The sequence below is a fragment of the Stappia indica genome, from assembly GCF_001696535.1.
In the GTDB taxonomy this organism is placed as follows: Bacteria; Pseudomonadota; Alphaproteobacteria; order Rhizobiales; family Stappiaceae; genus Stappia; species Stappia indica.
This window is the reverse complement of record NZ_MBQE01000004.1, coordinates 309,880-321,061: the sequence shown is the minus strand read 5'-3', so window position 1 is coordinate 321,061 and position 11,182 is coordinate 309,880. Positions and strand designations below refer to the sequence as shown.

The following is an 11,182-nucleotide window of genomic DNA, read 5'->3' as shown; positions in this document are numbered from 1 at the left end:
GACTTTCGCAACGCATGTCCCGCATCGCCGTCGTCGTAAAAGGGTATCCGCGCCTTTCGGAAACCTTCATCGCGCAGGAAATCCTCGGTCTGGAGCGCCGCGGGATCGGGCAGCTGATCGTCGCCCTGCGCCAGCCCTATGACCCCTTCATCCATGAGGTGCACCGGCAGATCTCGGCCGACGTGCTGTACCTCCCCGAATATGTGAAGGACGACCCCGCGCGCGTCGCCCGGGCGAAACGCTGGGCCGAACGGCAGCCGACCTATCGCGATGCACATGCCCTGTTCATGGCCGATTTCGCGAAAGAGCCGACCGCCAATCGCCAGCGCCGCTGGGCGCAGGCCTGCGTTTTCGCGCATGAGCTCCCCGAGGACGTTGCCTGGATCCACACCCACTACCTGCATACGCCCTGTTCGGTGGCGCGGTATGCGGCGCATCTGTCCGGACGCGGCTGGTCGTTCTCTGCCCATGCCAAAGACATCTGGACAAGCGAGGACTGGGACCTGCGGGTGAAGCTCGACGATGCCGCCTGGGGCGTGACTTGCACCCGCGTCAATCTCGACCACCTGCGCTCTCTCTGCGCCCAGTCGGACAAGCTGGAGTTGGTCTATCACGGGCTCGACTTCTCGCCCTTCCCCGGCCGCCAGAATTACGGCAGAGGCGACGGCGGTCAGGCAGGCCCGGTCCGCATCCTGTCGGTGGGTCGGGCCGTGGAAAAGAAGGGCTACGACGACCTTCTGGCAGCTCTGGCAGCCTTGCCGGAAGGGCTGGACTGGCACTTCGAGCATATCGGCGGCGGCGAGCAGGCAGCCCTTCTGGCTGACCTCGCCGGCTCGCTCGGCATCGCCGACCGCGTCACCTGGCGCGGAGCGCGGCCGCGCGAGGACGTGATCGAGGCAACGCAGCGCGCAGACCTCTTCGTCCTCGCCTCCAAGGTGGCGAAGTCCGGAGACCGCGACGGCCTCCCCAACGTCTTGATGGAGGCCCAGGCGATGGGCCTGTGCTGCCTTGCCACCGACGTTTCGGCAATTCCGGAGCTCATTCGCGGCGGAGAGACCGGACTGCTGGTCCCCCCAGGGAACCGCGAGCAACTGCGCGACGCATTGGCCTCGCTGATAGCCGACCCGGCGATGCGCGAGCGGCTCGGCCGCGCGGCCTCAAATGACGTCCGCCGACGCTTTTCGACGGATCCCGGCCTCGACCGGCTGGCTGCTCGCTTCGCCCCTCTTCTGGAGGAGCAGGCGAGAGCCTCATAAGATTTCAGGAGGCCGGCATGCGCATTGCCTTCACAGCCCCCATGAAGCCGCTCGACGATCCGGTGCCATCCGGGGACCGGACGATGGGCCGGCTGATCGTGCAGGCGTTGGAAACCGCCGGTCACGACGTGACGGTGGCCACACGGTTTCGCTCGTGGAAGGCGACAGGCGGCATCGTGGCGCAGCAGGAAGTGGAGCAGGCAGCGCTTGCGGAAGCAGAGCGCGTCCTGTCATCGTGGGAAGCGGCAGGCTACCGCCCCGATATCTTCCTGACCTATCACCTCTACCACAAGGCCCCCGACTGGATCGGGCCGGCGATCGCTTCGCGGCTTGGCATACCCTATGTCGTTATCGAGGCCAGCCGCGCGCCGAAGCGCAAGACAGGCGAATGGTCTTACGGCTTTGCTGCGGCCGACGCGGCCCTGTCGCGTGCCGATCTGGTTGCCGCCATGCACAGCGCCGACAGGGAATGTCTGACGGCTGTTGTTCCAGCGGAGCGTCTTGCCGTCCTGACGCCCTTTCTCGATGCGGATCGGTTCCTGCAAGCACCGCGCATCCCGCGCCGGGACAGTGAACCCGTTCGCCTGCTCGCCATCGGCATGATGCGCGAGGGGGCGAAGCTCGCCTCTTACCGACTTCTTGCAGAGGCGCTGGACCGACTGCCTGCCTCGCTCCGCTTTACGCTGACCGTTGTCGGCGACGGACCCTGCCGGGCTGAAGTCGAGGCGTTGCTGGCCCGCCATCCGGTCACCTTCATGGGCGCTGTCGCGGGAGAAGAGATCCCGGCCCTTTGCGCCTCGCACGACCTCTTCGTCTGGCCGGCGATCCGCGAGGCATTCGGCCTCGTCTTTCTGGAGGCTCAGGCCGCCGGCCTTGCCATTGTGGGCGGCGACACGTTCGGCGTCCCCGACATCGTTGCTCATGGCAGGACCGGGCTGCTGTCTGCGGAAGGCGACGCTGAAGCTTTCGCGCGGAGCCTCGAAGCTCTGGTCTCGGCCCCTCTCCGCGCCGCAGAAATGGGCAGTGCCGCACGCGCTCACATCCGCGAGCATCATACGCTGGCCAGCGGTGCCTCCAGTCTCGATGCCCTGCTGGAGCAAGCCTTGCGCAACTTCGCCCTGCGCGCTACCGCTTCGCAGCAATGACAAGATCCGCCTTCATCCACGTCCAGCACCTGCTCGGCACCGGCCATACACTGCGTGCCGCCGCCATCGGCCGTGCCCTCGCCTCTCGCGGCGTATCCGTTACGCTGGCAACCGGCAACAGCCTGCCGCCACTGCTCGACACTTCGGGTCTCGACATCGTCGAGTTGCCCCCTGTCAGGGCGCAGGACGCTCGCTTCAAGACATTCCTGACGCTAGACGGTCGCGAGATCGACGAGGCTTGGAAAGCCGCCCGCACCCGGGCGACGCTGCAGGCCTTTCAGGCGCAGCCTTACGACCTGCTGCTCACCGAGACCTGGCCATTCGGGCGACGCCCATTCGCGTTCGAGATGCAGGCTCTGGTCGATACCGCCAAGGCGCTGCCCTGCCCGCCGCTCATGGCGTCGTCGATCCGCGACATTCTCGTGCGAAAGCAGGAGCTCTGGAAGGAAGAGGAAATGGCCGAGCGGGCGCTTGCCGCCTACGACCTCGTCCTCGTTCATTCTGACCCGTCCTTCATCCGGCTTGAGGACAGCTTTCCGTTCTCCGAGCGCGTCTCGCATCTGCTGCACTATACGGGCTTCGCAGAGACCGGTACGGGTGGAGCAGATGCACCCGGCGGAGATGGCCGCGACGAGGTTATCGTCTCCTGCGGTGGCGGTGCCGTCGGCATCGAGCTGCTGAAAGCGGCCCTTGAGGCCCCTGCCCTCTCCCGCCTTGCCGGCGACTGTCGCTGGCGCCTGCTTGCCGGCCATGACATCGACCAAGAGAGCTTTTCCGCGCTTGCCGCGCAAGGTGGGGAGACCGTCATCGTCGAGAGGGCGAGGCGGGACTTTCCCTCGCTCCTGTCACGGGCGCGCCTCTCGGTCAGCCAGGCGGGCTACAACACCGTGCTCGACATCCTGCGTGCCGGCGTCCCCAGCGTGCTCGTACCCTTCGCGCAGATCAAGGAAACCGAGCAGCAGCAACGTGCCGATGCCCTGGTGCGCCATGGGCGCGCCGTCGCCGTTCCGGAAAAAGGGCTAACGCCAGAAGCCTTGGCAAAGGCTGCCGACGACGCATTGAGCCTTCCGCGCCGCGATATCCCGGTTCGTTTCGGCGGCGCGGAGACGGCCGCAGAGATCCTGGTGGACGCGCTGGAGGCCCGCCGATGAGCGAGACAGAGTTTCGCGCCTATCGGGACGGTCTCGTCCAGCATCTCGACTGGTTCGCAGACCGCGGCCTCGCCGTCCCGGTCTGGTGGCGCGATGACGATGCAGTCGAGCCGACCCCGGCGCTCGAGCGATTGCTTCACATCGCAAACACTTACGAAGTCGAAGTGGCGCTGGCCGTGATCCCAGCGAATGCGACCGAGGCGCTTGCGGACCGGCTGTCCAGCGAGCGCTTTGCCTCCGTTCTTCAGCACGGATACGAGCACCGCAACTTTCAGGACAAGTCGCGAGGTGAAAAGGCGGCCGAGTTCGGCCGCCGGCGCGATCCCGACGAGGCCATTGCCCTTCTTGCCCGCGGCAACAGACGCCTTGTGGGCCTCTTCGGTCCGCGCTTCGTACCGGTCATGGTACCGCCCTGGAACCGTATCGCGCCGCGCATCTCCGCCCGGCTCGCCGAAGCCGGACTTTCGGGCCTTTCGACCTTCACACAGTTCCATCCGCGCGCACTCGTTCAGGTGCAGACGCATGTGGACATGATCAAGTGGAAGAAGGAGCGGCGCTTCATCGGCTGGCACTCGGCCGGTCTGCGCTTCGATTACCATCTGGCACGGCGGCGCACCAATCCGGCAGAGCCGCTCGGCGTCCTCTCCCATCACCTCGCGCAGAACGACGCCTGCTTCGAGTTTCTGGAGAGAACGTTCGAGATCCTGCGGGCGCATCCCGGCGCCCGTTTCGCCCGGATATCCGAGCTTCTGGACGCCGAGCTCGCTGCGCGCGGCCTGCCTCCGGTCAGCCGGCCGACGGCCTGATCAACCGCAGCCGCCAGGTGACGCTCTTCTTGTCGGAGGTCAGGCGGTAATCGTCGAGGACTTCCCAATCCGGTCCGTCGGTCGCTTCCCACAGGCGGGCGATCAGACGGTTGGCACCCGACTCCAGCCGCTTCGGCGAATACATCGAGACGGCGATCACGCCGCCCGGCGCCAGGAACGGCACATATCGTGCGACAGCCGCGGCCGGATCATCGGAAAAGTGCAGCACCTCGTTGAAGACAATGGCGGAGAAGGCTTCGCCCTGCTCCGGGGCGAAGGTGTGCAGGTCGCCGGCGCGCAGCGATGCGATTTCCGGATCCACATTGGCGATGCCGAGAGCCGCCGGCGCCAGGTCGACGCCGACATAGCGCTGGATGCCCATAGGCTGCAGGCGCTCGTACAGCAGGCCTTCGCCGCATCCGATGTCCAGAACCCGGTCGAGCGAGCCGTTCAGCGCGAGCCACATACCGATGATGCCGTAACGGCCGCTCTCCGGCAGATCGCGAAGAAAGGCCCAGCGCCCGCGCCGGTATTCTTCGTCCCAGCCGTCGGCGGTCGATGCGTTCTTGGACATGCTTGTCTTCCTGTTCGCCGGCGTGGCCGCCGGTCTTTCAACGCCCCCTGCCAGGCAGGCGACAAGCGCCTGCCCACCCGCAGCCGGACATCACTTATACGGGTCGGCGGCGTCGCGCAAACCATCGCCGAGGAAATTGAACGCGAGCACGACGATGATGATGGGAACGACCGGCGCCATCAGCCAAGGGTAGATGACCACAACGGAGATGTCCTGCGCCTCGTTGAGCAGGACGCCCCAGGATACCGCCGGGCGGCGCAGGCCGAGGTTCAGGTAGGACAGTGCCGTTTCGCCGAGGATCATCGCCGGGATCGACAAGGAGGCCGAGGCGATGATGTGGCTGGTGAAACCCGGAAGCAGGTGCTTGCGGATGACGCGCGAGGGTTTTGCGCCCATCAGCAGCGCGGCCTTCGCATATTCCTCCTCGCGCAGGGCAAGCAGCTTTGATCGTACGGCGCGTGCAAGGCCGGGCCAATCGAGAAGCCCCAGGATGACCGTGATGCCGAGATAGATCCACACCGGAGACCAGGTGACCGGCAGGGCCGCCGACAGGGCCATCCACAAGGGCAGTTCCGGCAGGGAGCGCAGGATCTCGATCACACGCTGGATCGCACTGTCGATGATCCCGCCAAAGAAGCCGGCGAGACCGCCGAAGAACAGCCCCAGCACGATGGATATCGTCACGCCGATCAGGCCGACCGTCAGCGACAGTCGCGCCCCGTAAATGAGGCCGGAGAGCACGTCACGCCCCAGCCGATCGGTGCCGAGCAGGTAGAGCGACCCGCCCTTCGCCGGACAGACAAGATGGAAGCTTGCGTCGAACAGGCCCCAGAACTTGTATTCCGACCCGAAGCAGAGGAAGCGCAGCGGCTGCACGTCCTCCCGGTCCTCGGTGTATACCCAGCGCACCGTCTCCAGGTCGATATCCGCCTTCAGCCCATAGACGAACGGCCCCACGAAGGAGCCCTCGTGGAACATGCGCAGCGTCTGCGGCGGCGCGTAGAGGTGGTCGTTGGAGCGCTGGTTCGGCGTATAGGGGGCGATGACCTCGGCGAACGGTACGCAGAGGTAGAACAGGATGAGGATCACGCCCGACCACACGGCAACACGGTGGCGGCGGAACTTCCACCACATGATCTGCCACTGCGAGGCCTGATAGTAGCGCTCCGGCTCCGGGGTCAGCGTTTCTGCATGAGACGGGTTGAACGCATCCGGATTGACGTAGTGCTCGGGCTCGTTGCGCATGGTCATCACGCCTTCCCCCCAAGCCGGATACGCGGATCGAGCACCGCCAGCAGCAGGTCCGACACCAGCATGCCGATCAGCGTCAAGACAGCAACGAAGAGCAGGATGAAGCCGGCAAGAAACTGGTCCTGCGACTGCAGGGCATTCAGCAGCACCGGCCCGACCGTCGGCAGGTTGAGCACGACGGACACGATGACCGAACCGGAGACGAGCGAGGGGATCAGGTTGCCGATATCGGCGATGAACGGGTTGAGCGCCATGCGCAGCGGATATTTCACCAGCAGGTGGGATTCGCGCAGGCCCTTGGCGCGTGCCGTCGTCACGTATTGCTTGTGAAGCTCATCCAGAAGGTTCGCCCGCAGCCGGCGGATCATCGCCGCCGTGCCGGCCGTTCCGATGACAACCGTCGGCACGATCAGATGTGCCAGCACCGACAGCGCCTTCCCCACGCTCCAGGGCTGGCCGATATATTCCGGTGCCATCAGCCCGCCGACCGACAGGCCGAACCAGAGGTTGGCGAAGTACAGCATGATCAGGCCGAGCAGGAAGTTCGGCGTCGCAAGCCCGATATAACCGATGAACGTGAACCCGTAGTCGCCCCAGGAGTACTGCCGGGTCGCCGAGTAGATGCCGATGGGAAAGGAAACCACATAGACGAACAGGATCGTCGCCGCGTTCAGCACGATGGTCAGCGGGAGCGTCGGCCCGACCACTTCGGAGACCGGCTTTTCGTATTCGAACGACCAGCCCCAGTTGCCCTGCAGCAGGCCGTCGAAGCCGTGAACGCCGGGCCACAGTCCGATCCAGATCAGGTAGCGCTCGAGGAACGGCCGGTCGAGCGCGAATTCAGCCCGCAGGAACTCCAGCTTGGCAATGGACGCGCTTTCGCCGGTCGCCCGCAGCGCCGCAATCTGGTTGGAAATGTAGTCACCGGCCGGAAGCTCGATGATGACGAATGTCAGCAGGCTGATCACGAACAGCGTCGGGATCATCGTCAACACCCGGCGCACGATATAGTAGAGCATCAAGCGGTTCCCCCAGCGCCCCGCAGCGCCATTCTCACGTCACTTCCGGTAGAATTCGTCCATCCGGTGAATGCCGAACTGGGCACCGGGATCCCAACCGTAGATGCCTTCCTTCGGCACGTTGCCGAGCCCCTTCACCACCACCGGCTGGCGCACTTCCGACACCAGACCGATATGGATCGTCTCCTCGGCATGGATCTTCAGGATCTCGTGCCAGATCTCCGTACGCTCCTCCTCGGAACTCGACGTCAGCCAGTCGTCGTAGAGCTGGGTCAGACGGATCGCCGGCTCCCAGTCGGGCTTTTCGCCGGTCTGGCCGTCGGTCTCGTACCAGTTGCCCCAGCGCGACCAGGACAGGAAATCGCTGCGCACAGGCGCGAAGTCCTCCGGCGGCATTTCCGAGGTCGGGATGCCGTTCTCAAAGCCGGCCCATACCGACATGACCAGCAGGCCGGACAAGGCCCGCTCGCGGATGATGTCGCGCTGGCTCGGCTTGGGGAACAGCTTCACGCCGATCTCGCGCCAGGTCTCGCCGACGAGTTCCAGCGCATCCAGCTCTTCCTGGCTCTCGCCCGTCGCCTCGACGATGATCTCCAGCGGCCGACCGTCCGGCATCAGCCGCACCCCGTCGCCCCGCCGCTCCGTCAGGCCGATCTCGTCCAGCAGGCGGTTCGCCTCCTCCGGATCGAACCCGGCGTAGAGATCGCGGTACTCCTGCCGGTACAGCGGGCTTTGCTCCAGCACCGTGTCGTTGCCCGGCGTCGCAAGCCCCAGATAGAGGACCTTGTTGATCATTTCGCGGTCGATGCCGAGCGAAAGCGCACGGCGGAACCTCGTGTCCAGCATCAGCTTCCTCCAGACCGGATCCGCGACCGTCAGGTTGGGCTGCAACGAGATTTGCGAGCCCTTGCTGATCGGCCAGAGATAGGTTTCGAAGCGACCGAACTTCTCGCCCTGCTTGAGAATGGTGATGTCGGAAAAGCCGATGTTGCGTGCCTGCAGGTCGGCTTCGCCCGCCTGGGTCTTCGCGGCGATGATCTTGCCGTCGGCCACCGTCATCACGACGCTGTCGAGATAGGGTAGCTGCTGTCCGGCCGTATCGATACGGTGGTAGTAGGGGTTCCGGTGCAGCACGAAGCGCCGCTCGCTGTCGTCGGCCAGCCTCACCCAGGGCTGCAGGCTCGGCAGCTCCGGGTTCCGCGCGTCGTACATGTCGTCCATCTTGTTGAAGAGCGCCGCCCAGCTGCGCAGCTTCTTCTGCTCGGCGAGCTTCTCGATCTTCTGCGCATCGCCATAGCGATTATGGAACTGCTTGAGATAGTGGGCCGGGCGATAGATGAAGGGCGGACGCGACTTGGCCAGCTCAGGCTTGAACAACGGATTGGGCGCATCCCAGGTGAAACGCACCGTCGTCTCGTCGATCACCTCGAAAAGCGGCGGCTTGCCATCCGCCAGCATGAACTGCGGCAGGCCCGAGGGCTGGAGCTCGGCATTCGAGGCGACATCCTCGTACCAGAACCGGATATCCTCGGAGGTGAACGGGTGGCCATCCGACCACTTGTGCCCCTTGCGCAGCACGAGGGTGAAGATGCGCCCTTCTTCCTCGATAAAGTCCTTGAGAATATCCGGCACCAGTTCGAGTTTCTCGTTGTAGGCAACGAGACGAGCATACCCCCACACGTTGATCAGACGCACATCGCGCGAGCGGCCGATCAGCGTGTCGATCTTGCCGCCCGGCGTTCCGATCTGGCGACCGCGTGCCTCGAGATCGACGATCAGCGGCTCCTGCGGAACCCGCTCCGAAACCGGCGGCAGGTCGGTGCCGACGCGCGGCGCCAGCGACGGCGTCTCTTTCAGCGTCAGAGCCGACGCCGGCAAGACCGCAAGCACGGACGCGCAGATCAGGGCAAATGCAGGCAGCACGGTGCGGGATGTCATTGGGCTGCCTCCATCGAAAGCGGCGTACCGTCGCCGACAAGCCCCGGCGCGCAGACGAAATGCCCCTTCTCCATCTCCACCAGAACCGGACGAACGCCGTCGACGATGCGGAAAGGCTCCGGCCAGAGGTCGGGCTCCGATGCACGGCCGGCTTCGAGCGCTGCAAAATCCAGCGGCGCGTTCAGATCAGGCTCAGGCACCGAGGCCAGCAAGGCGCGGGTATAGGGATGCAGCGGATTGTCGACCACGTCGCGGGTGCTGCCGACTTCGACCACCCGCCCCCGGCACATCACGGCCAGCCGTTCGGCAATATAGTCGACGACCGCCAGATTGTGGCTGACGAAGAGATAGGTCAGCCCCAGCTCTTTCTTCAGGTCCCGCAGCAGATTGAGGATCTGCGCCTGGACCGAAACGTCGAGCGCCGATGTCGGCTCGTCGCACAGGATGAATTCCGGATTGAGCGCAAGTGCCCGCGCGATGCCGATGCGCTGGCGCTGGCCGCCGGAGAACGAGTGCGGGTAGCGACGCAGGAAGCGCGGATCCAGCCCGACGAGGCGCATCAGCTCGCGCACCCGCTCGGCCCGCTCCTCCGGCGTGCCGACCTTGTGGATCACGAGCGGCTCCATCAGCAGCTCGTTCACGGTCATGCGCGGGTTCAGCGACGAGAACGGATCCTGGAAGATCAACTGCACCCGGCGACGGTACTCCAGCAGATCAGCCCCCTGCATGCTCGCCACATCGACGGGCCCGTTGCCGCAATCGTAACGGATCGCGCCCTCGTTGATCTCGATCGCCCGCAGGATGGCCTTTGCGGCCGTTGTCTTGCCGGAACCGCTCTCGCCGACGAGGCCGAGGCATTCGCCGCGCTTGACGGTCAGGTTGATGTTGTCGAGCGCCAGAACCGTTCGCGTTCCACCTCCCAGGAACCCGCCCTTGCGGGTGGTGAAGCGCTTTGTGACGTCGGTCATGCTCATCAGCGGCTGACCGACCGCGCAGGCGCGTTCCGAACGGCCCTGCTTGAGGAAGCCTTCCGCATGCGGCTCGATCGGCCGGATCGGCACCAGCCGCTCGCCCTCCTCCATGCCGAAGCGCGGCACGGCGTTGAGCAGCGCCTTGAGATAGTCGTGGCGCGGATTTGCAAAGAGCGAGGCCGCGCTGCCGCGCTCCATGATCCGGCCGTGATAGATCACCACCACCTCGTCGGCCATGTTGGCGACGACGCCGAAATCATGGGTGATGAGCAGGGTCGACATCTGCAGCTCGGCCTGCACGTCCTTGATCAGCTTGAGGATCTCGGCCTGGATGGTGACGTCGAGCGCAGTGGTGGGCTCATCGGCGATCAACAGCGCCGGACGGCAGATCATGGCCATGGCGATCATCGCGCGCTGGCGCAAGCCGCCGGACAATTCGAAGGCATAGGAGTCGAGCGCGCGCGCCGGATCGGGGAACCGCACCAGCCGCAGCATTTCGCGCGTCAGTTCGCGGGCCTCCTGCGCGCTCACGCCGCGGTGCAGCTCGGCCGCCTCGCCGATCTGGTCGCCGATCGTGTGGAGCGGCGACAGCGACGTCATCGGCTCCTGGAAGATGATGGCGATGCGGTTGCCGCGGATGGCGCGCATCGCTGCGCCCTTGCGGTCGAGAGCCGCGATATCGACCGTCTGGGCGGCTTCGTTCTCGCGGAACAGCACGCGGCCACCGGAAACCTGCGCCTTTTCCGGCAGCAGGCCCATGATCGTCTGGGAAATGACCGTCTTGCCGGAGCCGGACTCTCCCACCAGCGCCACGGTGCGATTGCGGGGAACGGAAAAGGAGACGTTGTCGACGGCCCGGATACGGCCTTCGCCGGTCAGGAAATCGACACTGAGCCCGTCGAGCGTCAACACATCCACGTGGCTTTTCCTCCTCCAGGCGCCCTCGGTGTTTTCCGTTGTCGCGCCATTATAGGAGACCGGTGCCAGCACGAAAGTGCGTGTTGTCCCTTGCCCCCCCTTGTCGCTCTTAACAGTGCTAGCGCAGGTGCGTGTGACCGGCATCACAAATTA

At 65.2% G+C, this 11,182-nt stretch carries 9 protein-coding genes; 4 read left to right on the top strand and 5 right to left on the bottom strand.

Going from position 1 to position 11,182, the window contains the following annotated elements; genetic code table 11:
* Positions 1 to 14: 14 nt before the first annotated feature.
* The 4 genes from BBX35_RS15825 to BBX35_RS15810 are packed head-to-tail and all read left to right on the top strand — an operon-like array spanning position 15 to position 4,358.
* Positions 15 to 1,256, top strand: a complete 1,242-nt coding sequence (locus BBX35_RS15825) for a glycosyltransferase family 4 protein (protein ID WP_067222003.1) — start codon at positions 15 to 17, stop codon at positions 1,254 to 1,256.
* A gap of 17 nt (positions 1,257 to 1,273) precedes the next feature.
* A complete protein-coding gene (locus tag BBX35_RS15820; protein WP_067222002.1) occupies positions 1,274 to 2,401 on the top strand; it encodes a glycosyltransferase family 4 protein in 1,128 nt (375 codons plus the stop codon).
* A complete protein-coding gene (locus BBX35_RS15815) occupies positions 2,398 to 3,552 on the top strand; it encodes a glycosyltransferase family protein (protein WP_067222000.1) in 1,155 nt (384 codons plus the stop codon). The genes BBX35_RS15820 and BBX35_RS15815 overlap by 4 nt, the downstream gene beginning before the upstream one ends.
* Positions 3,549 to 4,358, top strand: coding sequence for a polysaccharide deacetylase family protein (locus BBX35_RS15810; RefSeq protein ID WP_067221998.1), 810 nt, complete (start codon positions 3,549 to 3,551; stop codon positions 4,356 to 4,358). Before BBX35_RS15815 ends, BBX35_RS15810 begins: the two co-directional genes overlap by 4 nt.
* Here the strand turns inward: BBX35_RS15810 and BBX35_RS15805 are convergent.
* The 5 genes from BBX35_RS15805 to BBX35_RS15785 form a co-directional block, all read right to left on the bottom strand.
* Positions 4,339 to 4,932 carry a class I SAM-dependent methyltransferase gene (locus BBX35_RS15805; protein ID WP_067221997.1) on the bottom strand — a complete coding sequence of 198 codons (594 nt, stop codon included), beginning with the start codon at positions 4,930 to 4,932 and terminating at the stop codon, positions 4,339 to 4,341. The genes BBX35_RS15810 and BBX35_RS15805 overlap by 20 nt on opposite strands.
* Before the next feature lie 90 nt (positions 4,933 to 5,022).
* Positions 5,023 to 6,183 carry an ABC transporter permease gene (locus BBX35_RS15800; RefSeq protein ID WP_067221995.1) on the bottom strand — a complete coding sequence of 387 codons (1,161 nt, stop codon included), beginning with the start codon at positions 6,181 to 6,183 and terminating at the stop codon, positions 5,023 to 5,025.
* On the bottom strand, positions 6,183 to 7,202 hold the full coding sequence (locus tag BBX35_RS15795) for an ABC transporter permease (RefSeq protein WP_067221993.1): 1,020 nt from the start codon (positions 7,200 to 7,202) through the stop codon (positions 6,183 to 6,185). Before BBX35_RS15795 ends, BBX35_RS15800 begins: the two co-directional genes overlap by 1 nt.
* Before the next feature lie 39 nt (positions 7,203 to 7,241).
* Entirely contained in the window at positions 7,242 to 9,140 is a 1,899-nt protein-coding gene (locus tag BBX35_RS15790; RefSeq protein ID WP_067221992.1) for an ABC transporter substrate-binding protein, read from the bottom strand.
* The gene (locus tag BBX35_RS15785; protein WP_067221990.1) at positions 9,137 to 11,029 is read right to left on the bottom strand and encodes an ABC transporter ATP-binding protein; all 1,893 of its coding nucleotides are present in this window, start codon (positions 11,027 to 11,029) and stop codon (positions 9,137 to 9,139) included. Before BBX35_RS15785 ends, BBX35_RS15790 begins: the two co-directional genes overlap by 4 nt.
* Positions 11,030 to 11,182 lie beyond the last annotated feature (153 nt).